23 protein-coding genes are annotated in these 26,519 nt (G+C 40.7%); 20 read left to right on the top strand and 3 right to left on the bottom strand.

Going from position 1 to position 26,519, the window contains the following annotated elements; translation table 11 throughout:
- Position 1: 1 nt before the first annotated feature.
- Both N4627_RS04125 and dtd read left to right on the top strand, forming a co-directional pair.
- Positions 2-2,239 (top strand): RelA/SpoT family protein, encoded by a 2,238-nt coding sequence (locus N4627_RS04125; protein WP_040531136.1) that lies wholly within the window; start codon positions 2-4, stop codon positions 2,237-2,239.
- A 15-nt stretch (positions 2,240-2,254) separates the two neighbouring features.
- Positions 2,255-2,692 (top strand): D-aminoacyl-tRNA deacylase, encoded by a 438-nt coding sequence (dtd, locus tag N4627_RS04130; RefSeq protein ID WP_003716975.1) that lies wholly within the window; start codon positions 2,255-2,257, stop codon positions 2,690-2,692.
- A 76-nt stretch (positions 2,693-2,768) separates the two neighbouring features.
- Here the strand turns inward: dtd and N4627_RS04135 are convergent, their stop codons facing one another.
- Positions 2,769-3,623, bottom strand: coding sequence for a fructosamine kinase family protein (locus N4627_RS04135; protein ID WP_373878836.1), 855 nt, complete (start codon positions 3,621-3,623; stop codon positions 2,769-2,771).
- A 368-nt stretch (positions 3,624-3,991) separates the two neighbouring features.
- Between N4627_RS04135 and aspS the strand changes: the two genes are divergently transcribed.
- Positions 3,992-5,779, top strand: coding sequence for an aspartate--tRNA ligase (aspS, locus tag N4627_RS04140; protein WP_260965045.1), 1,788 nt, complete (start codon positions 3,992-3,994; stop codon positions 5,777-5,779).
- A 103-nt stretch (positions 5,780-5,882) separates the two neighbouring features.
- Here aspS and N4627_RS04145 read toward each other — a convergent pair whose 3' ends face one another.
- Positions 5,883-6,623 carry an amino acid ABC transporter ATP-binding protein gene (locus N4627_RS04145; protein WP_003716979.1) on the bottom strand — a complete coding sequence of 247 codons (741 nt, stop codon included), beginning with the start codon at positions 6,621-6,623 and terminating at the stop codon, positions 5,883-5,885.
- On the bottom strand, positions 6,613-8,118 hold the full coding sequence (locus N4627_RS04150; protein WP_260965046.1) for an ABC transporter substrate-binding protein/permease: 1,506 nt from the start codon (positions 8,116-8,118) through the stop codon (positions 6,613-6,615). The genes N4627_RS04145 and N4627_RS04150 overlap by 11 nt, the downstream gene beginning before the upstream one ends.
- A 311-nt stretch (positions 8,119-8,429) precedes the next feature.
- Here N4627_RS04150 and rpsU point away from each other — a divergent pair, with 311 nt between their 5' ends.
- The 17 genes from rpsU (at position 8,430) to N4627_RS04235 (ending at position 26,518) form a co-directional block, all read left to right on the top strand.
- Complete coding sequence (gene rpsU, locus N4627_RS04155) at positions 8,430-8,618, top strand: 30S ribosomal protein S21 (RefSeq protein ID WP_003716981.1); 189 nt, start codon at positions 8,430-8,432, stop codon at positions 8,616-8,618.
- A 76-nt stretch (positions 8,619-8,694) separates the two neighbouring features.
- Complete coding sequence (locus tag N4627_RS04160) at positions 8,695-9,141, top strand: GatB/YqeY domain-containing protein (protein ID WP_260965047.1); 447 nt, start codon at positions 8,695-8,697, stop codon at positions 9,139-9,141.
- Positions 9,142-9,174: 33 nt separating this feature from the next.
- Positions 9,175-10,152 (top strand): choloylglycine hydrolase, encoded by a 978-nt coding sequence (bsh, locus tag N4627_RS04165; RefSeq protein ID WP_056974571.1) that lies wholly within the window; start codon positions 9,175-9,177, stop codon positions 10,150-10,152.
- A 200-nt stretch (positions 10,153-10,352) separates the two neighbouring features.
- Entirely contained in the window at positions 10,353-11,603 is a 1,251-nt protein-coding gene (locus N4627_RS04170; RefSeq protein ID WP_260965048.1) for an argininosuccinate synthase, read from the top strand.
- Positions 11,593-12,978 (top strand): argininosuccinate lyase, encoded by a 1,386-nt coding sequence (argH, locus tag N4627_RS04175; protein WP_098044598.1) that lies wholly within the window; start codon positions 11,593-11,595, stop codon positions 12,976-12,978. The genes N4627_RS04170 and argH overlap by 11 nt, the downstream gene beginning before the upstream one ends.
- A 127-nt stretch (positions 12,979-13,105) precedes the next feature.
- Positions 13,106-14,140, top strand: a complete 1,035-nt coding sequence (locus tag N4627_RS04180) for a PhoH family protein (RefSeq protein ID WP_260965049.1) — start codon at positions 13,106-13,108, stop codon at positions 14,138-14,140.
- Positions 14,141-14,143: 3 nt separating this feature from the next.
- Complete coding sequence (ybeY, locus tag N4627_RS04185; RefSeq protein WP_260965050.1) at positions 14,144-14,623, top strand: rRNA maturation RNase YbeY; 480 nt, start codon at positions 14,144-14,146, stop codon at positions 14,621-14,623.
- Positions 14,607-15,005: a diacylglycerol kinase family protein gene (locus N4627_RS04190; protein WP_003716989.1), complete on the top strand. Its 399-nt coding sequence runs from the start codon at positions 14,607-14,609 to the stop codon at positions 15,003-15,005. The genes ybeY and N4627_RS04190 overlap by 17 nt, the downstream gene beginning before the upstream one ends.
- Positions 15,006-15,021: 16 nt before the next feature.
- A complete protein-coding gene (gene era, locus N4627_RS04195) occupies positions 15,022-15,927 on the top strand; it encodes a GTPase Era (RefSeq protein ID WP_003716990.1) in 906 nt (301 codons plus the stop codon).
- Positions 15,928-15,945: 18 nt separating this feature from the next.
- A complete protein-coding gene (gene recO / locus N4627_RS04200; protein WP_003716991.1) occupies positions 15,946-16,716 on the top strand; it encodes a DNA repair protein RecO in 771 nt (256 codons plus the stop codon).
- A 287-nt stretch (positions 16,717-17,003) separates the two neighbouring features.
- Positions 17,004-17,999: a glycine--tRNA ligase subunit alpha gene (glyQ, locus tag N4627_RS04205; protein ID WP_003716992.1), complete on the top strand. Its 996-nt coding sequence runs from the start codon at positions 17,004-17,006 to the stop codon at positions 17,997-17,999.
- A gap of 1 nt (position 18,000) precedes the next feature.
- The gene (gene glyS, locus N4627_RS04210) at positions 18,001-20,076 is read left to right on the top strand and encodes a glycine--tRNA ligase subunit beta (RefSeq protein WP_260965051.1); all 2,076 of its coding nucleotides are present in this window, start codon (positions 18,001-18,003) and stop codon (positions 20,074-20,076) included.
- 136 nt (positions 20,077-20,212) lie between these two features.
- Positions 20,213-22,108 (top strand): DNA primase, encoded by a 1,896-nt coding sequence (gene dnaG / locus N4627_RS04215; protein ID WP_040531147.1) that lies wholly within the window; start codon positions 20,213-20,215, stop codon positions 22,106-22,108.
- A gap of 1 nt (position 22,109) precedes the next feature.
- Complete coding sequence (gene rpoD, locus N4627_RS04220; protein ID WP_003716995.1) at positions 22,110-23,252, top strand: RNA polymerase sigma factor RpoD; 1,143 nt, start codon at positions 22,110-22,112, stop codon at positions 23,250-23,252.
- Positions 23,253-23,669: 417 nt separating this feature from the next.
- A complete protein-coding gene (locus tag N4627_RS04225; protein WP_003716996.1) occupies positions 23,670-24,854 on the top strand; it encodes an aminotransferase class I/II-fold pyridoxal phosphate-dependent enzyme in 1,185 nt (394 codons plus the stop codon).
- Positions 24,855-24,983: 129 nt separating this feature from the next.
- Positions 24,984-25,679 carry a tRNA (adenine(22)-N(1))-methyltransferase gene (locus tag N4627_RS04230; RefSeq protein ID WP_040531149.1) on the top strand — a complete coding sequence of 232 codons (696 nt, stop codon included), beginning with the start codon at positions 24,984-24,986 and terminating at the stop codon, positions 25,677-25,679.
- Entirely contained in the window at positions 25,679-26,518 is an 840-nt protein-coding gene (locus N4627_RS04235) for a Nif3-like dinuclear metal center hexameric protein (RefSeq protein ID WP_003716998.1), read from the top strand. Before N4627_RS04230 ends, N4627_RS04235 begins: the two co-directional genes overlap by 1 nt.
- The last annotated feature ends 1 nt before the right edge of the window (position 26,519 follow it).

Consider the following 26,519-nt stretch of genomic DNA (forward strand, 5'->3'; position numbering starts at 1 on the left):
ATTGTCAGAGGTTAAAGAATTATCACATGAAGATGTCCTTAAAATGGTTTCTTCATATATGAATGATGAACATGTTGCTTTAGTTGAACGGGCATACCATTTTGCCGCAGTTTGTCATCGAGATCAGCGACGAAAATCAGGTGAGCCGTATATCATTCACCCGATTCAAGTTGCGGGAATCTTAGCTGATCTGCATATGGATCCAGAGACAGTTTGTGCTGGGTACCTTCACGATATTGTTGAAGATACTGGGGCGACTTTAGATGATATTAAGGAACTGTTTGGCCCAACCATTGCTCTGATTGTTGATGGTGATACTAAACTGGGAAAGATCCAGTACAAGTCAAATAAGGAACAAATGGCTGCTACTCACCGTAAACTGTTGCTTGCGATGTCTAAAGATATTCGTGTGATGATTGTTAAACTTGCTGATCGGCTTCATAATATGCGCACCCTTCAGCATTTGCGGCCGGATAAACAGCGCCGGATCTCAAACGAAACTTTAGAAATCTATGCGCCAATTGCTGATCGATTAGGGATTAGTACCATTAAATGGGAGCTGGAGGATCTCTCTCTTCGTTACCTTAATCCGCAACAATACTACCGGATTGTCCACTTAATGAATTCACGACGGGACCAACGAGTTGAATATATTGATGAGGCTATTGGAGAGATTAAAAAGGCGATTAGCGATCTCAACTTAGGACCAAACGTTGAAATATATGGTCGGCCTAAACATATTTACTCAATTTACCGTAAAATGGTTAACCAGCATAAACAGTTTAGTCAGATTTATGACCTGTTAGCAGTCCGGATTGTTGTTGATTCAATCAAGGATTGTTATGCAGCTTTAGGGGCAATTCACACTAACTGGAAGCCAATGCCAGGAAGGTTTAAAGACTATATTGCGATGCCTAAAGCTAATGGCTACCAATCATTGCATACTACGATCATGGGCCCTGGCGGTAAACCACTGGAAGTCCAGATTAGAACTCACCATATGCACCAGGTTGCAGAATATGGGGTTGCAGCACACTGGGCCTATAAGGAGGGAAAAACTAACGGAATTCAACAGACCCGCGATAGTCAAAAGCTGAATGTGGTTAAGGAAATTCTCGAACTACGTAGCGAAAGCGATGGGACGGATGAATTTATGCAGGGTGTCCAAAGCGACATCTTTGCTGATAAGGTTTATGCTTTCACGCCAAAGGGTGATGTAATCGAATTGCCACAAGGATCAGGGCCACTTGATATGGCTTACCAGATTCATACTGAAGTTGGTAACCACACGACCGGAGCCAAGGTTAATGGTCGGATTGTTCCCCTGGATTATGAAATCAAAACCGGAGATATTGTGGATATTCTGACTTCTTCTTCATCTGCCGGGCCAAGTCGTGATTGGTTGGAACTCGTGTCTACACGACGGGCACGAAATAAGATTCGTCAATTCTTTAGAGCCCATGATCGAGAAACAAATATCGAGGAAGGTAAGCGAATGATTGAACGGGAGATCCGGGAAGCCGGCTTTGACCCGTTTACCTTGATGACCGAAGAAAAGAACGAAGAAGTAGCCAATCAGATGCACTACCAAAGCAGTGATGATATGTTTGCTGCAATTGGCTTTGGTGATATGGCTCCGGTTGGCGTACGGAATCGCTTCACTGCTGATGTGCGAAAAAAGGAAGAAGATTCACGGAAACAGGCTGCTGAAAAAGCCGTCCTTGAAGAACATGCAACGTTGGAAAAACCCGATCAACGAGAGAAAAAGAAACAGGCTAAGGAGACGAGTGAAGGGATCATTGTTGAGGGTGTTGATAACCTGCTGACCCGTCTTAGTCACTGTTGTAGTCCAGTTCCTGGTGATGACATCGTTGGTTACATTACCAAAGGGCGTGGTGTATCGGTCCACCGTTCGGATTGTCCTAACATTAAAGCTGCCGAGAAGAGCGGTCAACGGATTATTCATGTTTACTGGGCTAATCCAAATGGGGATAAGACGAACTATAACTCGAACATTGAAGTTCAGGGCTATAACAGGAGCGGTTTGTTAAATGATGTTCTTCGTTCAGTAAATAATACTACAAAATTCTTAAACTCTGTAAACGGGAAGGTTGACCACAATAAGATGGTCACCATTAGTATGACAATTGGTGTTCGGAACCTTCATCAATTGCAGTTCATTATGGATTCGTTAAAGAATATTAAGGATGTTTATGTCGTTAAGCGAACCATTCGTTAGTGAGGAGGAAGATTAGTGAGAGTAGTTTTGCAAAAGGTCAACCATGCTTCAGTTTCAATTGACGGTGAAGTTGTTGGGGCAATTAAGCGTGGTTATATGTTATTAGTTGGCTTTGCTCCTGATGATGGGGATGAGCAACTGGATTACCTTGTCCATAAAATTGTTAACCTTCGCGTCTTTGAAGATCAAAATGGTAAAATGAACCTTGGCCTTCAAGATGTTGACGGTGCCATCCTTTCGATTTCACAATTTACCTTGTATGCTGATACAAGACATGGTAATCGTCCCGGCTTTACTGATGCGGCTCGTCCTGAAATTGCTGAGCCGCTTTATCAGCGATTTAATGAAAAACTGGCTGCTACTGGTGTTCATGTTGAAACTGGGCGGTTCGGTGCCGAGATGAAAGTTGATCTGGAAAATGACGGACCAACGACAATTATTTATGAGAAGTAAATAAATAGTACGAAAAAGGATCTCCAAAGTACGGTAATGTCGGACTGCCTCTGGAGATCCTTTATATTATTAATCATTAATAGCTGCTTAAAATGTTATCAACTGCGGGACCATAACTTTCACCAAACAGGATTAGGTGCATGCAGAGGTAATAAAATCTGTACCACGGAAGCCGCTCGTCAATTCCTGAAGTAATTGGATATGTGTCATTATAGCCACGGTAAAATTGATCATCGAAACCACCGAAGACTGTTGTCATGGCTAGATCAAACTCCCGATCACCATAAACGCAATCTGGATCAATTAAGTATGGCTGGTGAGTTTGGCTAAACATAAAATTCCCAGCCCAGAGATCGCCATGCAGCAGGCTTGGCTGAACCTCGTGTGTAGAATAGTAATTATCGAACTTGGCAACCATTCGGTCAAAGTGTTCTTGTCGCCACTTATTCCAACGACCTTGTTCTACTGCTGCTGAAATCTCTGGCTTTAAGCGTTGATTGATGTAGAAGTCGCGCCAACTGGGATTCCACTGGTTATTTTTAACTAGTACCTTTGTTTGGTGGTTGTCCATAAAGCCAAATTCTTCTCTTCGTTGTTGGTGCATTTTAGCAACTTCTTGGCCAAGTGCGTATTGGTTACCATAACCGCTATCGATCCAATTTAATATTAGGTAAGCATCGCCATTAATTTCGCCATTAGCAACGGGAGTAGGAACGTTAGCAGTCTTGCCGATTTCGCGTAGTCCAGCAAGTTCATGATTGAAATATGATGCCGGATGATGCGGCTGAACTTTGACAAAATATGTCGCCTGGTTAGTAGTGATTTGATAAGCCAAGTTAATGTCACCACCGCTAACTGACTGGCAACTAGTAATATTGTTTAGTGGTAATTGCGATAACCATGCACTAGATAATTGATGATTGTTCAAAATAGACACCCTCTTTTGGCTTATATTTTAAACTTTTGTCGGGAGAAAGCCAATGAAACTGTAGCTATTGACTTTTTTGCCGAACTCGGGTACTGTAAGAATGTAATTTTAATACTAATAGCCAATGATAAAGAATGCTTATTTGCCTTAGTCGATAGCGAGTGGGAGCTGGTGAAAGCCCATGACAATGAGGTGATAATTGACGCTTTTGAGGCTGGGCAGTTGTCCCCGTCGGTATTTCGACGTTATCAATGAGTGATACTAAGGTGGTACCGTGCAGAAAGCACCCTTATGATGTAAGGGGTGCTTTTTTTATTAGAAATTAGTATTAACACTACCAATCTAAAAATGGTTAAAGAGGTAATTAGAGGATGAAGAGAACTAATTACGCTGGGGAAACCAGTGAAAAGCAAGTGGGTCAAGAAGTTGTCCTAAAAGGATGGGTTGCCAAACGTCGTAATCTCGGTGGCTTAATTTTTATTGATCTGTGGGATCGTGAAGGAATCGTTCAACTGGTCTTTAACGAAAAAGAAAATGCCGAAGCATTTAAGATTGCTAATGCGGTTCGGAATCAATATGTCCTTGAAGTTCAAGGGAAAGTTCAACTACGGGCTGAAAAAGAAATTAACCCTGAGATGAAGACTGGAAAAGTTGAAGTTGCGGTTGATCAGATTAAGGTTCTGGCAAAGTCCGAAACAACGCCATTTGACATTGTTGATGACGTTGACGCAAGTGAAGATTTGCGGATGAAGTACCGTTACCTTGATCTTCGTCGTCCTGAAATGATGAAGAATTTGATGCTGCGGAGTAAGGTTACATCTGTCGTTCATCATTACTATGATAATGAAGGGTTCATGGACGTTGAAACACCAGATTTAACTCGTTCTACTCCAGAAGGTGCCCGTGACTACATCGTTCCATCACGTGTTTACCCAGGTCATTTTTATGCTTTGCCACAATCTCCACAATTATTTAAGCAATTACTTATGGCTGCCGGAGTTGACAAGTATTATCAAATTGCACGCTGTTTCCGGGACGAAGATTTGCGTGGTGACCGGCAACCCGAATTTACTCAAATCGACACTGAAATGAGTTTTGCTACTCCAGAAGACATCCAAACAGTAACTGAAGGATTAATTAAGAAGGTTATGAAGGAAGTCTTGGGCGTTGATGTTAAGACCCCATTCCCACGGATGGAATGGCAGGAATCAATGGATAAGTACGGTTCTGACAAACCTGATACCCGATTTGGGATGTTAATCCATGATTTATCTTCAATTGTTAAGGACAGTTCATTTAAGGTCTTCTCTGGAACTGTAGCTAAAGGAAACTTTGTTCGGGCAATCTGTGTTCCTGGTGGGGCTGATAAGTACTCCCGGAAGGATATTTCTAAGAAGGAAGAATATATTAAGCGTTTTGGCGCTAAGGGTCTTGCCTGGGTCAAGGTTACTGAAGACGGTTATTCCGGTCCAATTGCAAAGTTTATTAATGATAAAGCTGACGCAATCAATGCGGAAATGGGTGCTAAGTCAGGAGATTTGATTCTTTTTGTAGCAGATTCATTCCACGTTGTTTGTGATGCCCTTGGCTACTTACGCCGTGAGATTTCTAAGGAGCAAGACATGATTGCACCTAACCAATGGAATTACCTCTGGGTTGTTAACTGGCCAATGTTCGAATATGATGAAGGGTTTGGAAAGTGGATTGCAGCACACCACCCATTCACCATGTTGAATGAAGAAGACCTTCACTACCTTGAAAATGGTGAAGATCCGCATAAAGCTCATGCTCAAAGTTATGATATTATCCTTAATGGTCAAGAAATTGGTGGGGGTTCAATCCGGATCCACGATCCAAAGGTTCAAGAAAAAGTCTTGAAGGCATTGGGATACACTAAGGAACGTGCAGAAGCTCGCTTCGGCTTCCTACTGAAGGCATTAACATTGGGAATGCCTCCTGAAGGTGGGTTAGCCTTCGGGTTGGATCGTTGGGTAATGTTGCTTGCACAAGCAGATAATATTCGTGATGTTATCCCATTCCCTAAGAATTCTAAGGCTGTTGAACCATTAACAGCCGCACCTGGTAAGGTTAGTCAACAACAGTTGGATGACTTAAAGGTTCAGTTTGATGATCAAGTTGATTATAAGCAGGATAAATAATTAGCAGGATCAAATTAAAAATGGACAGAGAAAACGGTTTGTTTTTTCTGTCCATTTTTAATTTTACTGGATATTATCAATGCTTATTATTATAGAGCCTTGATTACTTTAGAATCTTCTTTAAGAATTCCTTTGCCCGGTCACTTGTCGGGTGGGCAAAGAATTCATCCGGTTTACCGGTTTCCTGAATGTAGCCATCGGCCATAAACCAGATTTGATCCGCTACTTCGTGGGCAAATCCCATTTCGTGAGTAACAACTACCATTGTCATTCCTGAATCAGCAAGATCATGCATTACAGTTAACACTTCATCAACCATTTCTGGATCAAGAGCACTCGTTGGTTCGTCAAAGAGCATTACTTCAGGATCCATCGCTAAAGCACGGGCAATCGCCACCCGTTGTTTTTGCCCACCAGATAGCTGGTCAGGATATTGTTTTGCCTTTTCTGCTAAACCGACTTTCTCCAGAAGCTTCATTCCAGTCTCTTCGGCTTGCTTCTCGGGGATATTTTTGACTTTCATTGGTGCTAGCTTAATGTTTTCAATCACGTTCATATTTGGGAAGAGGTTGAATCCTTGGAAAACCATTCCCATCTTTTCCCGTAACTGATTAAGTTGCTTATCGTTAATCTTAGTTAAATCATTTCCCTCAAAAAAGACCTTGCCGCTAGTTGGCTGTTCGAGACAGTTCAGGCAACGAAGAAAGGTACTTTTACCAGCACCAGAGGGACCAATTACACAGATAACCTGACCTTTATCAACATGTTCGGTGATATCTTTAAGGACAATGTTATTCTTGAACTTTTTTTGCAAATTTTGAATTTCAATCATTTTAGTGGACATGTTTCATTCTCCCTTCAAAGTAAAGTAGAATTCTGGAAAGTGTAAACGTTAAGATGAAGTAAATCATCATAGTAATGAATAATGGGAGAACTCCTTTGTAGGTTGCGGATTGAACTAATTGTGTTTGGAACATTAATTCAGTTACACCAATAACGGAAACTAGTGAACTATCCTTTAGCAAGGTAATTAATTCGTTCCCTAAAGCAGGCCAAATATTCTTAAGTGCTTGAGGCATGATTACATAACGGAAAGCCTTATTTTTATCCATTCCTAAGCTTCGAGCTGCTTCAGTTTGACCGAGCGGAATTGACTGAATCCCAGAACGAATAATTTCAGCAACGTAGGCCCCAGAGTTTAACGAAACGGCGATGATCCCGGCAAGTAAGGCGGGGAGGGATTGGATAATTGCACCAATACCAAAGTAAACAAACATGATTTGAACCATCATTGGGGTTCCCCGGAGGAATTCGATATAGCAAACCGCAATTGTATGCAGAAGCTTATTCTTTGAAAGACGCATAAGAGCGAAGAGGGTCCCTAAAATGAAGCCGAAGAATACTGAGACGATCGTAATAATCAGTGTGTACTCAAGCCCTTTTGCAAAGTAACGCCAGTAACTAAGAACGGTGTTTTGCTTTTTATAGCTCTTCATATATTGGGCTGACTCTGGAATCCATTTTTTATTAATTAAGTCTTCATCGTTGACTTTTTTGATCGTTTGGTTAGCAGCATTTACAAGGGAGGTATCACCCTTTGGAAAGGCGAGGGCGATTCCACCGGCAGTAACCGGTAATTTTGAGTTAAAAGCGTAGAGGTTAGAATTATTAGATGCGTATGCTTTTGCGGTCGCCGCATCCATTAAAATACCGTCATATTTATGGGATTGTAAACCGATTACTAATGAAGAAAGTTTTGCTAATCCCTTTCCATTAGCTTGTGGCATGTCCTTAGAAATCATTGTTGATTGTAAGGTCCCGTTTTGGGCACCAACTGTCTTGCCATTGAAACTTTTGGCGTTAACTAGCTTATCCTTGTCGCTCTTATTGATGAGGAAGTAGCTGTCACCGGTATAGTAGACATCGGAAAAGTCAACACTCTTTTTCCGTTCATTGGTGATGTTCATCGCACCGGCAATACAGTCAATTTTCCCGGTTTCTAGAGCAACTAAAAGTGAATCAAAGTCCATGTTTTTAATTACTAATTTAACACCGATGTCTTTAGCAAATTGCTTCATGAGTGATACTTCGAACCCAACATACTTTGTTTTGCCGTGTTCCTTAGTCGTAAATTCATATGGCGGATAATCGGCACTTGTTCCGACAACTAAGGTTCCTTTTTGTTTAATCTTTTGCAGAGAATCATTCTCGGCTACCTGTGAAGTATTAGTAGCTGGACTAGAGCTGCTACTTTCATCGGCGGCTAATGCTGACACTGGTGCACATAGTATTGGAAACGCAATGATTATTAGCATTAACCAATGTTTGAAACATTTCATAATCAATAACTCCTTCAATTTCTTAAAATAATTACATTGGTATGTAATATACGCTTAAATGATTAAATATGCAATAGATATTTAAAAAATAGTGTATTTTATTCAGTGAATGTGAATAATTCAATTATAGATGAATAAAAGCGCTTTCGATACAGAGATTAGATTGATAATATAGTAAGAAAATTTATCTTAAATATTTAGGAAGTAATATTGACACTCAGAATCTAATTGGTTACAATTGCTTTTGTAGTGAAAGAGCGGGATTATACCGTTCTAATACGTAACTTTAAGCTCGGAGGGAGGGAATCAACATGTCAAAAACAGTCGTTCGTAAGAATGAATCTTTGGATGACGCTCTTCGACGCTTTAAACGTACAGTTTCACGCAACGGAACTTTGCAAGAATACCGTAAACGCGAATTTTACGAAAAGCCAAGTGTAAAACGTAAGTTGAAATCTGAAGCGGCACGGAAGCGTAAGAACAAGCGCCGTCGTTATTAATTTTTTAACTCCTACCTCTCCATGACAGGTAGGGGTTTTTTCATCTTTAATTTTAGCCAAAGGAGCAAGCAAGATAATGAGTTTATTAAATGATTTAACTGCAGATATGGTTTCTGCTATGAAAAACCGTGATAAGGAAACACTAGCAACGGTCCGGATGTTAAAGGCAGCTGTCCAAAATGAACAGATTGAGCAAGGACATGATTTAACTTCAGATGAAGAAATTGCAGTAATGGCTCGTGAATATAAGCAACGAAAAGAATCACTTGAAGAATTTGAACAAGCAGGACGCCAGGATCTGGTTGACAAGACTAAGGCAGAAATGAAAGTTGTTGAAAAATACATGCCACAACAACTTTCCGCTGATGATGTAAAGAAGATCGTTGATGAAACAATTAAGGCGGTTAATGCCTTTAGCATGAAGGACTTTGGTAAGGTCATGGGTGCTGTGATGCCTAAGGTTAAGGGACAAGCTGATGGTAAGTTAGTTAACCAAACCGTTAAGGAAGAATTGAATAAGTAGTTTTATATGTAGCTTTATATTGGGATAAGAAATATGTGTACATCGATTATTTATACGGCTGGTGACAGCTATTTCGGTCGGAACCTTGATTTGGAAGTTTCTTTTGGTCAAGAAGTGGTTGTGACACCACGAAATTATCCATTTAAATTTCGTAAAGGGCCATCATTAGATCACCACTATGCCATTACGGGGATGGCATTAGTTGAGGATGGCTATCCCTTGTATTTTGATGGAGCAAATGAAGAAGGCTTGGGAATGGCTGGTTTAAACTTTGATGGGCCTTGCCATTATTTCCCGGAAGATCCAGGAAAGGATAACGTGACACCATTCGAGTTTATCCCTTACATTTTAGGACAATGTAAAAATGTTACCGAAGCACGCAAGCTACTTAGTAATTTGAACTTAGTTAAGATTGATTTCTCCGCAAAGCTCCACTTGTCACCGCTTCACTGGCTTATTGCCGATAAATCCGGTGAGGCAATTGTGGTTGAGTCAACGGCAGAGGGGCTAAATGTTTATGATAATCCTGTTGGCGTTTTGACTAATAATCCCGAATTTCCTAAGCAATTGCTAAATTTGAGTAACTATCAGAGTATTTCGCCGGCCTATCCAGAGAACACTTTGATCCCTGAAGTTAAGCTCAGTACTTATAGCCGTGGATTTGGTTCCCGCTTCTTACCGGGTGGGATGGATTCAGAAAGTCGGTTTGTTAAAGAAGTCTTCACCAAAGCACATGCACCCAAGGGAAAATCAGAAATTGAAAATATTACTGATTATTTTCATAATCTGCATGCGGTTGAACAACAAAAGGGCCTTGATCAAGTGGCTCCTGGACAATTTGAATATACAATTTATTCTGACGGGATTAACTTAACTACGGGAACTTTCTACTATTCAACGTACGATAATAATCAAATTAATGCAGTTAAGTTAGAAGAGGATAAGTTGGATCAAACTGAGTTACTTCAATACCCGCTTCAGAGCAAACAAACCATTAATTTTCAAAACTAAATAATCACGCAGAATTTCCTTCATTTTAGTAGATGATTAGACTCGCCTAGTCAAAATGAAGGGAATTTTTTTATTCACTAATATACATAATAAATTATTATTTTTGAATAAAAATGACAAATTATTGATTTTCGCTTGCTTCAAATTAATATTGAGTGTATATTTATTATCAATTTCAAAAATGGATGGAGGATATACAGATGACAAAAGAAAAAATTGTATTAGCTTATTCCGGTGGTTTAGACACTTCAGTTGCAATCGCGTGGTTAAAAAACAAGGGATATGACGTGATTGCATGTTGTATTGATGTTGGTGAAGGAAAAGATCTTGAAGCAATTAAGGAAAAGGGGAAGCAAGTTGGCGCGTGGAAGTCAGTGGTAATTGATGCTAAACATGACTTCGCTGAACAATTTGTTTTGCCAGCGCTTCAAGCACATGCAATGTATGAGCAAAAGTACCCACTTGTTTCTGCACTATCCCGTCCATTAATCGTTCAAAAACTGGTGGCTGTTGCCCGTGAATATGGCGCTACTGCAATTGCCCATGGCTGTACTGGTAAGGGGAACGATCAAGTTCGTTTTGAAGCCGGTATTCATGCCCTTGCTCCAGAAATGAAAATCGAAGACCCAATTCGTGATTGGCATTGGTCACGGGAAGAGGAAATTCAATATGCCAAGGATAACAATATTCCAGTCCCAATTACTAAGGCTAGCCCATATTCAATTGATGAAAACCTTTGGGGCCGGGCAAATGAATGTGGAATTCTTGAAGATCCATGGGCTGCCGCACCAGCCGATGCGTATGACCGGACAGTAGCGATTGAAGATGCTCCCGATACCCCAACAACAATCGAAATTAGTTTTGAAGAAGGGGTGCCAACAGCCATTGATGGTGAAAAACTACCACTTGATGAATTAATTATGAAATTAGATCATCTTGCTGGTAGTCATGGAATTGGTCGAATTGATCACGTTGAAAACCGGCTGGTTGGGATTAAGTCACGGGAAATTTATGAATGTCCAGCAGCAACTGTTTTACTGGCTGCTCATAAAGACTTGGAAGACTTAACCTTAGAACGTGAATTAGCCCATTTTAAGCCGATTGTTGAACAAAAGATGAGTGAGATTATTTATAACGGCCTTTGGTACTCACCGCTAATGAAGTCACTAGTTGCATTCATCGATCAGGCACAAGCAGTTGTCAATGGTGTTGTCCGGGTAAAGCTATTTAAGGGAAACATAATCTGTGAAGGACGGAAGTCGCCTAACTCCCTTTACGATAAGAATCTGGCTACATATACCTCAGCAGACGAATTCGATCAGGAAGCAGCTACCGGATTTATCAAACTATGGGAACTTCCTGATAAGGTCTATGCCCAAGTCCAGAAAAAGGCATTGGCAACGAAGCAAGAACAAATTAATAATAAAGGTGTGACTGCCGATGCCGATTAAGCGAATGTGGGGTGGCCGGTTTGAGGAAGCTGGCGATGACTTTATTAATAATTTTGGTGCATCAATTGGCTTTGACCAGGAGATGGCTGAAGAAGATATCCATGGTTCACTGGCTCATGTAAAGATGCTAAAAGCAACTAACATTCTCTCAGAAAATGATGCTGACCAAATTATTGCTGGCTTAGAGAAACTTGAACAGAAGTTACACCAAGGTAAGTTAAAGTTTTCGGTCGACAATGAAGATATTCATATGAATATTGAAGCGTTACTAACTGAAGAGATTGGCCCTGTAGCAGGAAAACTCCATACAGGACGGAGCCGAAATGATCAAGTAGCAACGGACTTACACTTATATGTTAATGAACGCTTGCCATTAGTTATTCAAGCATTACGTAATTTACAGCGCGTTTTAGTTAACAAGGCCGAAGAAAACGTGGAGACAATTATGCCCGGCTATACGCACATGCAGCATGCCCAACCAATTTCCTATGGGCATTACTTAATGGCATATTTTCAAATGTTTCAGCGGGATATTGAACGGTTTGAATTTAACAAACAGCATACTAGTATTTCACCATTAGGAGCTGCTGCTTTAGCAGGGACAACTTTTCCAATTGACCGTGAATTAAGCTCTCAATTACTAGGCTTTAACCAGCCGTATGCTAATTCATTAGATGCAGTTTCGGATCGTGACTTTGTCTTAGAATTCTTGAGTAATGCCAGTATTCTCATGATGCACTTGTCTCGCTTGTGTGAAGAGATTATTTATTGGTGTAGCTATGAATTTAACTATATTGAATTAGCGGATGAATATTCGACTGGAAGCTCAATTATGCCCCAAAAGAAGAACCCTGATATGGCCGAATTGATTCGCGGAAAAAGCGGTCGTGTTTATGGCGATCTGGTTGGCCTTTTGACAACGATGAAGAGCTTGCCGTTAGCATACAATAAAGATATGCAAGAGGATAAGGAAGGTGTTTTTGATGCCGTTAAAACAATTCTTCCTTCAATTAAGATTATGGCTGGGATGGTAAAAACGCTGCATGTCCATAAGGCACGGATGGAACATGCGACCCATAATGATTTTTCTAACGCTACTGAGCTTGCTGATTACTTAGCAACTAAGGGAATTCCGTTCCGTCAGGCGCATGAAATTGTGGGTGAGTTAGTTCTTCAAGGATTAAAGACGGGGACTAACTTAAGCGACATTCCATTAAATAAATACCAGGAAATTAATCCAAAAATTCAGAAAGACGTTTACGAATGCTTGAAACCAAAAGTGGCTGTGGAACGGCGACAGTCACTTGGGGGAACAAGCTTTACCCAAGTTCGTGAACAAATTAAGCAGGCTAAAGAACTTCTTGCTAATCATTAGCCATTGCTTGCATAAAGGAATAAAATAGCCAAAGAATGATTTTAACGGCGAGTCATTCTTTGGCTGTTTTTGTTATGATATAATGTGCTAAGGATCTACTTATATTAACTAAGAGGAGCTATTTTAATTGGTAGAAAATAACGAAGAAATTGAGCAAACATTTCAAATCAGTAGTCCAGAATCTGAGGTTGCTTTATTAGGGATTCAAGATAAGTTCGTCTCCTTATACGAACAAGGAATGAATGTTACCGTTAACCCCTTTGGCGACAATTTAAAGATCAAGGGATTGCCTGAGGATGTTAAATTAACTGCAGATGTTTTTCATGCCTTACTGGACTTAAGTGAACAGGGGATCCACCTTCATAGCACGGATATTGTCAGTGCAATGAAGATGGCCCATCGGGGGACGTTAAATTACTTCGCTGATCTTTACAGTGAAACGATTATTCGAGATCGTCGAGGTCGTTCCATTCGGGTAAAGAACTTTGGTCAGCGACAGTACGTTAACGCTATTAAACATAACGATATTACTTTTGGAATTGGCCCAGCTGGTACCGGGAAAACTTACCTAGCCGTTGCAATGGCAGTGGCAGCACTTAAGCGTGGTGAAGTTGAACGGATTATTTTGACTCGACCAGCAGTTGAAGCGGGTGAAAGTCTTGGTTTTCTTCCTGGGGATCTTCAGGAAAAGATCGATCCGTACTTGAGGCCAATTTATGATGCATTAAATGATATTTTCGGAGCGGATCATACCCAACGACTGATGGAGCGGGAAGTAATCGAGATTGCGCCACTGGCTTATATGCGTGGTCGAACTTTGGATGGCGCTTTTGTTATTCTTGATGAAGCCCAAAACACCACTAATGCACAAATGAAGATGTTTTTGACCCGACTGGGCTTTGGCTCAAAAATGGTAGTCAATGGTGATATTTCCCAAATTGATTTACCACATGGCACCCGTAGCGGTTTAATAAGTGCAGAACGAATTTTGAAGGACATTAAATCAATTAAATTCGTTCAGTTTACGGCAGAAGACGTTGTGCGGCACCCGGTTGTTGCTCGGATTATCAATGCTTATGAAACCAATGCAACGCAACGGTTAATCAAACGAGACGAAGAAACGGAAGCGGCAACGAAGAAGAAGGCCGAGAAAAAGGATTAGCTTATGGAATTAGAAATATTTGATCATACTTCAGAAAAAGTTAGTACAGCCCATATCGAATTAATTAAAAAAATCCTTGATTTTGCGGGAAATAAATTAAAATTAGCTGATGATACTGAAATATCAGTAACCTTAGTCAATAACCCTGAAATCAGGGAATTAAATTCTCGGTATCGGCACGTTGATCGTGCAACCGATGTGCTCAGTTTTGCCGCTGAGGAATCTGGTGATGAGACGCCAATTATTTTGGCCCCCGAATTAGCGGCTGAATTACCGGTAAACCTTGGTGATCTCTTTATTTCAATTGATAAGGTTGCTGAACAAGCTAAGTTTTTAGGTCACTCCTTTGACCGAGAACTGGGTTTCCTTGTTGTTCATGGCTTCCTTCATTTAAATGGCTATGATCATGAGCAGCCAGAGGACGAAAAGAAAATGTTTACATTACAACGGGAGATATTAGATCAGTATGGCCTCAAAAGATAGTCGGCAAACAGAAAAAAACCACCACTTGATTCAAGCAATGGGACACGCAATGGACGGTATTTTTGATGTTATTTCACAAGAACGGAATATGCGTTATCACCTTACGGCCGCAATAGTGGTTGTTATTTTAGGCTTCTTGTTGCGGGTTGATCGGTTGGAATGGCTATGGCTTCTTCTTGCGATCTTAGTCGTCTTTTCGGCTGAATTCTTGAATACGGTCACTGAAGCAGTAACAGATTTACTTGGTGAGCATCATTATGATGTTAATGTTAAGAAGGCAAAGGATGTTGCTGCGGGTGGCGTATTAATTACTGCTATTTTTGCTGTTTTAGTGGGACTAATTATCTTTTTACCAAGGATAATAAAGTTATTAGGTTATTAGGAAGGAAGAAAAAAGAATGGATAATCCAAATTATAAGTCCGGCTTTGTTGCTTTGATTGGACGACCAAATGTTGGTAAATCAACGTTCTTGAATTACGTAGTTGGTCAGAAAGTTGCGATTATGAGTAATGTTGCCCAGACGACCCGGAACAAGATCCAGGGAATTTATACTACTAATGATGCTCAAATAGTTTTCATTGATACTCCTGGAGTGCATAAACCACAAACAAAACTGGGTGACTTTATGGAAAAGTCCACTTTGTCAGCTCTTGATGAAGTAGATGCTGTATTGTACCTGGTTTCAGCTACTGAGGATCGTGGCCCGGGAGATGACTTTATCATTAACCGGTTGAAGAACGTTAAGCAGCCAATCTTTTTGGTAATTAATAAGATTGATCAGGTTAACCCAAATGACTTGCCAGAAATAACTGCACAGTATAAAGATGCATTGCCGTTTGCCGGAATTTACCCAATTTCAGCCCTTCAGGGAAATAATGTTAGCCCACTAATTAATAAGTTAATTGAAACCCTGCCTAATGGTCCACAATATTACCCTAGCGATCAAATTAGCGATCACCCCGAACGGTTTGTAATTGCGGAAATGATTCGGGAAAAGGTCTTTGAATTAACTCGACAAGAAGTTCCCCATTCAGTAGCAATTGACGTAACCTCTGTTAAACGGGAAGATGATGAGCATGTTCACATCTCTGCCAATATTATTGTTGAACGTCCTGGGCAGAAGGGAATTATTATCGGTAAGAAGGGACAAATGCTGAAAAAGATCGGCACCAAGGCCCGGCAAGATATTGAACACCTTTTGGGCGATAAGGTCTTCCTTCAATTGTGGGTAAAGGTTGTCCCTGATTGGCGAGATAAGTCAGCAATGCTTAAAGATTATGGTTACCGTAATAAGGATTATTAATTGAAGGGATGAGCCCCAATGAGTCGGATTACCACTGATTTTAGGGGAATAATAATGTTTCGCCGTGATTATCGTGAGCGGGATCTCCTAGTAAAAATCTTAACTGATAAGATTGGTCCGGCAATGTTCTTTGTTAAGGGAGCAAAAAAACGGGGATTTCGGCTGGCTGCAGATATTTTGCCTTTTACTCATGGTGAATATATTGGTTCATTAACTGATAATGGATTGAGTTTTATTAATACTGCAAGTGATACCAGTCAGTATCGTTCCATTGCCAGTGATATTAGTAAAAATGCATATGCTACATACATATTGGCGTTAGTCGACAGTGCATTTCAGGATGGTCAGGGGATTGGCGGCTGGTTTAACCAGGTTGCAGCAGCTCTTGACCTGATAAACAGCGGCCTTGATGAGCAAGTAATTGCCAATGTGATCGAAACACAATTACTAGTTCGCTTTGGAGTTGCGCCAACCTGGGATCGTTGTGTTATTTGTGGTCGTGATGATTTGCCGTTAGATTTTTCTGAGCAGTATGGGGGAATGCTTTGTCGAAATCATTGGCATCTTGACGAGCGACGGCTGCACCTTGATCAGCGAACAGTTTATTATTTGCAACGTTTTTCAACTTTAAACCTTCAAAAGCTCAATTCCATTAAGATTAATTCTACGACAAAACGCCGACTGCAATTTGTGCTGGACTCGTTGTATGATAATGAAGTTGGCTTGAATTTAAAAAGTAAAAAATTCATTCGTCAAATGGGGCAGTGGGAAGAGAAATTAAAAAAATAGTGATTTAGTAATTGACATTTAGGAAATGTTTATCTATCATAAGTCACGTATAAAAATATATTTACAGCAACGACAAAGAAAAAACTAATGATGGCTAATGTGAAGCGACAAAGGGAGAGTGCAAGCCTTTGAGTTAGTCTATTAGTGGGGCACTTTAGCAGCTGTATTAACTAAGCTGTTTTGTAGTAATACAAAAAAGCAGGGTGGAACCGCGAAATTAATTCGTCCCTGTAGAAATTAGTCGCAGACTAGTTTCTACAGGGACTTTTTTGAAAGGAAGAGTCAATATGTCTGATAAGTTAAGTGTTCAAGATATTATATTTACACTTGAAAAGTACTGGGCAAAACAAGGTTGCATGTTAATGCAGGCTTATGATAATGAAAAAGGGGCAGGGACAATGAGTCCATATACCTTTTTACGGGCAATTGGTCCCGAACCATGGAATGCCGCTTACGTTGAACCATCGCGGCGTCCTGCTGATGGTCGTTATGGTGAAAACCCTAACCGGTTGTACCAACACCACCAATTTCAAGTAATTATGAAGCCGTCTCCTGATAACATTCAGGACCTTTACTTAGGAAGTTTACGTGAATTGGGAATCGATCCGCTTGAGCATGATATTCGTTTTGTTGAAGATAACTGGGAAAACCCTTCAATGGGGTGTGCCGGTGTTGGTTGGGAAATCTGGCTTGATGGGATGGAAGTTACCCAATTTACCTATTTCCAAGTAGTTGGTGAATTACCAATGAATCCAGTGGCTGCCGAAGTTACTTATGGTCTTGAACGACTAGCCGAATATATTCAAAACGTTGATTCTGTTTACGATCTCGAATGGGCAGACGGGGTGCTCTATGGTGATATCTTTAAGGAACCAGAATACGAGCATTCAAAGTATGCCTTTGAAGAAAGTAACCAGGATATGTTACTAGCAGAGTTCAATAATTATGAGACTGAGGCAAAACGCCTAATTAAGCTTGGTTTGGTTCACCCTGCATATGACTATGTTCTTAAATGTAGCCATACTTTTAACTTATTAGATGCTCGTGGTGCAGTTTCCGTTACGGAACGTGCTGGTTACCTTCACCGGATCCGGATCATGGCCAAGTCGATTGCCAAGGCCTTCGTTGAGGAACGACGCAAACGAGGCTTCCCACTTATTCATGATGAAAAGCTTCGGCAAAAGACCTTAGACGAGTACACAAAGAAAGCTGAAAAAGCTAAGCAACGGGCTGCAAAGCAAGCTGCTAAAAAAGCAAAGAAAGCTCAAAAGGGGGACAAGTAACATGGCTAACTCATACTTATTAGAAGTCGGTGTTGAAGAAATGCCTGCCCATGTGGTAACGCCAAGTATTAAGCAGTTACATGAACGGGTAGCTAATTACCTTAAGGAACAACGGATTTCTTTTGACGAGATCCAAGAATTTGCAACCCCACGGCGGCTAGCCCTTTTGATCCATGGATTAAGCGACAAGCAACCTGATGTCGATGAATCCGTAAAGGGACCCGCAAAGAAGATTGCTCAAGATGCAGACGGCAATTGGACTAAGGCTGCAATTGGCTTTACTCGTGGACAAGGTGCATCGGTAGACGATATTGAATTTAAGGAAGTCAAGGGCGTTGAATATGTTTTTGTTGAAAAGCATATCAGTGGTAAGCCAGTAGCTGAAGTTCTTCAAGGACTACCAGACGTAATTACTTCAATGAACTTCCCAACCTTGATGAAGTGGGGATACAATAACCTTCAATTTATCCGGCCAATTCGCTGGTTGGTTTCTCTTTTGAACGACCAAGTGGTTCCGTTTAAGATTCTTGATGTTGAAGCGGGACGAATTACTCGTGGTCACCGTTTCCTTGGCCATGAGGTTGAGTTAAAACAAGCAACTGATTACGAAAAGTCATTGCATGATGATTTTGTAATCGCTGATCAGACAAAGCGTAAGCAGTTAATTGAGAAACAAATTGATAAGATTGTTTCCGCTAATGATTGGGTAATTGATACGGATCCAGACTTACTAGAAGAAGTTAATAACTTAGTTGAATGGCCAACCGCTTTTGCTGGCTCATTTGATAAAAAGTACCTGGTTCTGCCGAATGCCGTTTTAATTACTTCAATGAAGGATAACCAACGTTTCTTCTATCTTCGTGATCACGAGGGTAATCTCTCACCAAACTTTATTGCAGTTCGTAATGGTAATACTGACTACCTAGAAAATGTGATTAAGGGGAATGAACGGGTCTTGGTACCACGGTTGGAAGACGCTAAATTCTTCTATGAAGAGGACCAAAAGATTAGTATTGATGAATACGTTGAACGATTAAAGCGGGTTAGTTTCCATGATAAGATCAGTTCGATGTACGATAAAATGCAACGGGTTGCTGTAATTGCAGCAGTTCTTGGCAAACGGCTGAACTTTAGTGACGAAGAATTAGCTGATCTCGATCGGGCAGCGCATATTTATAAGTTTGACCTAACAACTCAAATGGTTGGTGAGTTTGCTGAATTACAAGGTGTCATGGGTGAAATTTATGCCAAGCTCTTCGGTGAAAAGCCTGCTGTTGCTCAAGCAATTCGGGAACATTATATGCCGGTTTCAGCTGAAGGAGATCTACCTGAGAGTAAGATTGGCGCTGCCTTAGCAATTGCTGATAAGCTTGATAGCATTATGAGCTTCTTTGCTGTTGACATGATTCCAAGTGGTTCCAATGATCCATATGCATTACGACGTCAAGCGTTTGGGATTGTGCGGATTATTGCTGACCGCAATTGGCATTTACCGCTCTTAAATATCCAGCCAGAAATTGTTAAGGCCTTTGATGAGGCTGGACTGGATGTTGATATTGACATTAGCAAGAATGCGGCTCAGGTTCGTTCCTTCTTTATGGATCGGATTCACCAGTTATTGAGTGGTCAACACATGAAACATGATGTGATTGATGCTGTTACTGATACCCAATCTGCTGATATTGAAAACGTTCTGGATGCTGCAAATGCAATCAAAGCTCACCATGACGATGAAAACTTCAAGGGTGTTGTTGAAGCATTAACTCGGGTATTACGGATTGCTAAGAAGGGGAATAACGACTCTTCCGTAAAGGTTGACCCAAGCTTATTCCAAAACCCATCAGAACAGAAGCTCTACGATGCCGTTAACGACTTAGTTGATAAGAGCTCACAAAGAACGGTTGAAGATAACTTTGCTGCTCTACGGTCATTGGCACCGATTATTAGTGAATACTTCGATGAGAACATGATCATGGATAAGGATGAAAATGTAAAGAATAATCGTTTGACTCAGCTGGGAATTCTTGCTCGGCAAACGTACCTGATTGGTAACTTAGATAAACTGATTGTTAAATAAGCCTTTTTGATTGTATTATTGATGACTTGTGGTATCATATATATTAGTTAATTTTGGCTAAATAGTTATGGAGGTCGCATTCCGCAGGGGTTGCGGCCTTTCGTAGCTGTTCTAGTATTAGTGGGGGTGTCAGCTAGTGGCAAGAATACCATCAGAGGTCATCGATCGAATTCGTGATTCCGTGGATATTAGTGATGTAATTGGTCACTATGTACAATTACACCAATCAGGAAAGGGATTTGTTGGCCTTTGTCCATTTCATGAGGAGCAGACTCCTTCTTTTTCCGTTAACGAACAGAAACAATTTTTTTACTGTTTTGGTTGTGGCCGTGGGGGAAACGTGTTTCAATTTTTAATGGAATTAAAACATATTCCGTTCACAGAGGCCGTTGCCGAAGTCGCCCAACTGGCTAATGTTGATCTACCTTCTCAATACCTCAATAACGGTGATAGAAGTATTCACCAAGAGAATAATACTCCTAATGGTAAGTTGATGGTAATGCATGAAGAGGCCGCAAAGCTATACCATCATATTCTTATGAATACTCCTGCTGGTGCTCAAGCCTTAAAGTATTTGAAAGGGCGGGGGATGACCGATGAGCTAATTAATGACTTTAATCTAGGATTTGCTCCGGAACAACGAATTTTGAAGCCGTTTTTGGAGCAAAAGATCAATGATTATCAGTTGTTACGAAAATCAGGTCTTTTTGTAGAAGATAATAATGGCGGCCTTCACGACCGGTTTGTCGATCGGGTGATGTTCCCACTTCGTAACCAAAATGGTCGGGTGATTGGCTTTTCTGGGCGGGTAATCGGTAAAGTACCTGCAGACACGCCCAAGTATTTAAATAGTCCCGAGACACCGATTTTTAATAAGCGTCGCACCCTCTTTAATTTTGATATTGCTCGCAAGGAGGCTCGGGGAACATCAAAAATATACCTTTTTGAAGGGTTTATGGATGTTATTTCTGCTTATAGCGCTGGAGCTAAGAATGGTGTTGCCTCGATGGGAACGAGCCTGACTGAAGAACAGGTTGGCATTCTTGGCCGGGCAGTTAGACAAGTCGATATTTGCTATGATGGTGATTCTGCTGGTCAGAACGCGATTGATCGCGCAGTGACACTTTTTCGGGATCATCAGCCACAGGGAATGCAACTACGTGTCGTTCAATTACCAGCAGGAATCGATCCAGATGAATATGTTCAACAAAATGGTGCTGATAAGTTTGCCAAATATCTAGTTGATCAAGAAGAAACACCGGTTGATTTTTATTTACGTTTTTATCGGTTGAATAAGAACCTTAACAACCAAACCGAGCTGATTTCGTACTTAGAACAATCCCTAAAGCTTCTAGCCACTCTTTCGTCGTCATTGGAACAGGATATGTACCTTACGCAGCTTGCTAAGGAGTTTGATCTTGATAAGGCAACGTTAAAGAGTCAATTACAAGATATTAGTCGGCGTTTAGGAGGAAGAAAACGCCACTCCCAACCAGCATCATTACCGCAAAATGAGGGAAGTTCTTCGGGATTTTCGGTGGGGCCGGGACCGGCTAGTTCGCCAGCACTACAGCGGAATCCCATTAAGCGGACTGAGCTAGCAGAGCAGTTACTATTAAGGTACATGTTCCATGATCAGGAAGTTTGGGATCATGTAGCGGCAATAAATGATTTTCACTTTGCACATGAACGCTATCAAACGTTATACTTATTAGCGGAGAGTTATTTTTCTGAGCATGGGGAGTATTCAGCTGCCGGATTAATGGATTACCTTAAGGAAGATAGCTTACGTTCAACTCTTGGTCAAATTGAGCAGTTAAACGTTGATGATGTAGTTAATATGCAACTTATTGATGATTGTGTTCAATTGATTCAGGAACAGATTCCCTTGTCACAAAAGATCAAAGAACTGCAATCACAGATTAGAGAAGCTAGTTCATTAAATAACAGTGAACTAGCAACCCAGTTAACAATGAAGTTAATAAAACTTTTAAAGAAGCAACAAGAATTAAAAGCGGAGGAGACCAATTAATATGGCAAAAAGCAAAAAGAAAGAAATCGTCATTTCAAATAGTGATAACTTCGATCAAAAAAAGTATGATACCGCTGTTGGTAAGTTAATTCGTACTTACAAGAAGCGCAAACACATTAAGTATGATGATCTGACCGAACTTGTTGCTAAACCATTTGAATTGAATGCTGACGGGATTGATAACCTACTTCAAAACGTTGAAGATTCAGGAATCAGTGTTGTTGATGAAAACGGTGATCCTGATCCGCGAGCATTAATGGCCACCGAAAAGCTATCCCAAAAAGCGATGAAGGATACTTCGGCTCCAACTGGAGTAAAGATTAATGACCCAGTACGGATGTACTTGAAAGAAATTGGTCGGGTAAACCTGTTAAGTGCTGACGAAGAAGTTGCTCTTGCTCTCCGGATTGAACAAGGCGATGAAGAAGCTAAACAAGAACTTGCTGAAGCCAACTTACGGTTAGTTGTTTCCATTGCTAAGCGGTATGTTGGTCGGGGGATGCAATTCCTTGATTTGATTCAAGAAGGTAACATGGGGTTGATGAAGGCCGTTGAAAAGTTCGATTACCGGCGGGGCTTCAAGTTCTCAACTTATGCTACTTGGTGGATTCGTCAAGCGATTACTCGGGCCATTGCTGATCAAGCGCGGACCATTCGGATTCCGGTTCACATGGTAGAAACGATTAATAAGCTGATCCGGATTCAGCGACAACTGCTTCAGGATTTGGGGCGTGAACCACTTCCAGAAGAAATCGGTGCTGAAATGGATATGCCAACTGAAAAGGTAAGAAATATTCTTAAGATTGCTCAAGAACCGGTTTCCCTTGAAACACCAATTGGTGAAGAGGACGACTCACACTTGGGAGACTTTATTGAAGATCAGGATGCAACTAGTCCAGCCGATCATGCTGCTTATGAAATGATGAAGAAGCAACTGGAAAATGTCCTTGATACATTAACCGACCGGGAAGAAAACGTCCTTCGTCTTCGATTTGGTCTTGATGATGGTCGTACCAGGACACTTGAAGAAGTTGGAAAAGTCTTTGGTGTTACTCGTGAACGGATTCGGCAGATTGAAGCTAAGGCATTACGGAAACTACGCCACCCATCTCGTTCAAAGCAGTTAAAGGATTTTCTTGAATAATGGAAGCTGGGAATTAACTTTCTCGGAGGGACGGTTGACTAATCTAGAACGATGAATGATGATGAAATCATCAGAGTCATTCGTAATTAGGCTCGAGTCCCTCAGTTACGATACGAAGTGAGCCTATTTGGATTCCCGTAATTAGTTTCTGTAAGTTCGGAAACTATTGGTAAATAAAAGGAGCAGGAAGAATATTTTATTTTTTCTGCTCCTTTTTGTTTTTAAATCCTTTTAAAACTTTATTTTATTAATCAATTTTAAGCAAATGCCTATTAAATTAAATAATTCTAAGAAAAAGATTAAAATCACCTTGACTTTAGGATAACTTACACAGTACACTTAAATTGTTTAAGTTTTAAGGATTTAAACTTAATTATATTTATAATGTTCAATTGTTAACAAGGAGGAACCATTATAATGCCAAAGTTGTCATCAGATTTAACAGGTACTATTAACCATAAATTAGCTGCAACATCGCCCTCTGGGATCCGGGCATTTGATCGCTCAGTTTCTAATATTCCCGGAATCATTAAGTTAACCCTTGGTGAACCAGATATGAATACCCCTGAGCACGTTAAACAAGCTGCGATTAAGAGTATTCAAGATAATGATTCCCATTATGCACCACAAATGGGGAAACCAGAACTACTTGAAGCGATTTCTAAGTATGTTGAGCGTACTCGTGGCGTTAAGTACGACCCTGAAAGTGAAATTGTGGTAACCGTTGGTGCGACAGAAGCATTAGCATCAACCCTTTTTGCATTATTAAATACTGGTGATAAGGTAATTATTCCAACGCCAGTATTTGCGCTTTACTTCCCATTAGTAGCAATGACCGGTGCTACCCCAATTCAAGTTGATACTTCAGCAGACGGCTTTGTGCTAACCCCTGAAAAACTTGAAGAGGTATTGCAAAAGGAAGGCCATGGTGCGCGTGCGGTTCTCCTAAACTACCCAAGTAATCCTACTGGTCGTGAATACCCTCAAGAAACTTTGGAAGGGTTAGCTAAGGTAATAGCAAAACATCACTTGTACGCTATCGCTGATGAAATTTACAGTGATCTTGTTTACGGGGTTAAACATTATTCATTAACCTCAATGATTCCTGAACGAACAATCTTCATTTCAGGACTATCGAAGTCTCATGCAATGACTGGTTATCGTTTAGGATACGTTGCCGGTCCCCAAGAGATTATGGGAAGTATTGGTAAGATGCACGCCTTCTTGGTAACGACTGTCACTGACAATGTTCAGGCAGCAGCTGTTGAGGCGCTTAATAATGGTCAGGAAGATCCGGTTGAATTCCGTAAGACCTATGAAAAGCGTCGTGACTTTGTTGTTGCTGGACTACGCGCTCTCGGTTTCGAAATGTCAACACCAGAAGGAGCATTCTATATCTTTGCTAAGATTCCAGAATCATTTGGTAAGGATGATGTTAAGTTTGCTACTGAATTGGCTCATCAAGCGAAAGTCGGCGTTACTCCAGGAAGTGCATTTGGTGCTGGGGGCGAAGGCTATGTTCGTCTTTCATATGCTTCTTCCGATGAGGATCTTAAAGAGGCTCTTAACCGGATTGGTAAGTTTGTAAAAGAATTGAATTAGTTAATAATTAGGCTGAAATTTAATGGGGAGGATAATGATAAAGTCATTTTTGGCTTTATTGTTGTCCTCCTCTTTGGTTAAACATTTGCTATACTTATATATAAAGAAATGTTGAGAGGAAATGGTATAGTGGATGCACAAAATTTATCCCAGCGTTTAACAACGGTTGCTAAATTTGTTCCTCAAGGAGCACGAGTAGCCGATATTGGGTCAGACCATGGCTACTTGCCAGCAGCATTAGCATTGCAAGGTCAGATTGAATATGCAGTTGCTGGTGAAGTTGTAAGGGGTCCCTATGAAAATGCCGTCAGCGAGATTAAAAAACTAGCCTTAGCAAAGATTATTCAAGCACGACTAGCTGATGGGCTAGCAGCAATTAAAGATAGCGATCACATCAATACAATTACAATTGCTGGTATGGGTGGAGCATTAATTACCCAAATTCTGGATGCTCATCCGGAAAAATTAGCTGGGGTAACCCGATTAATTTTACAGCCGAATGTTGGTGAGGCTCGTTTAAGAGAATGGTTAATGAACCATCAATTTCAGATTATGGCTGAAAGAATGGTTGCCGAAGATGGTCATATTTATGAGGTGATCGTTGCTGAACCGTCAACTGTTCCTTTTCGCTATAGTAAGTATGAATTAACTTTTGGACCGTTCTTGCTTGAACAGCATTCTCCTGTATTTACCAAAAAGTGGCAGGATGAGTTGCAACGGCAGGAAGGTGTCCTCCAACAAGTTAAACAAGCTAGTAAACCACCAGTTGCTAAAATTAAGCAACAGGAGGAATACATTAGCTTGATAAAGGAGGTCCTTAATTAATGACGACAGGAAATGAATTGATTCAGCGTTTTGAACAATTTGCGAGTCCGCAATTGGCGGAAAGTTGGGATAACCCCGGATTGCAATTAGGGAATCCTGATCGACCGATTAAACGATTAATGACTACTCTTGATGTTCGACCAGAAGTTGTCCAGGAAGCAATTAAGCAAGATGTCGATTTTATTTTTGCTCACCACCCGGTAATGTTTCATCCCGCAAAGAATTTGAATACTCGAATTCCGCAAAATGAAATGTATGCGCAACTGCTTAGCCATGGAATTACAGTGTATGCTGCTCATACTAATTTAGATACAGCTAACGGAGGAATGAATGATTGGTTAGCGGCTAAATTACGGCTAACTAATTTGGAACCGCTTGTTGAAGCCGGCACTGATCCTGTATCTGGGCAACCAGTTGGGATGGGAAGAATTGGAACATTAAATGGTTCGATGACTGTCAGAGAATTTGCTCAGTATTGTATGCGAATCTTCAATGTTAATGGGTTACGGTGGTTAGCTGCACCAACGGATATGGATAAGCCAATTCACCGGGTCGCAGTTCTTGGCGGTGCTGGTCAAGACTTCTGGCAAAGTGCAGTGAAGAAAGGCGCAGACGCTTATGTTACGGGAGACGTTACCTATCATTTCGGTCATGATATGGTTGCTAATCATTTAATGGTAGTTGATCCCGGCCATCATATTGAGGCAATTTGTGAACCACGCTTGGCTAAACTTTTTGAACAATGGAAGCAGGAAAATAAGTGGGACTTTACCATTGTTCAGAATAAGATAAATACTGATCCGTTTAATTTTATGGTTAATAATGAAGGGAAGAATTAAT

Origin of the sequence: Limosilactobacillus vaginalis (assembly GCF_025311515.1) — a bacterium.
Taxonomy (GTDB): domain Bacteria; phylum Bacillota; class Bacilli; order Lactobacillales; family Lactobacillaceae; genus Limosilactobacillus; species Limosilactobacillus vaginalis.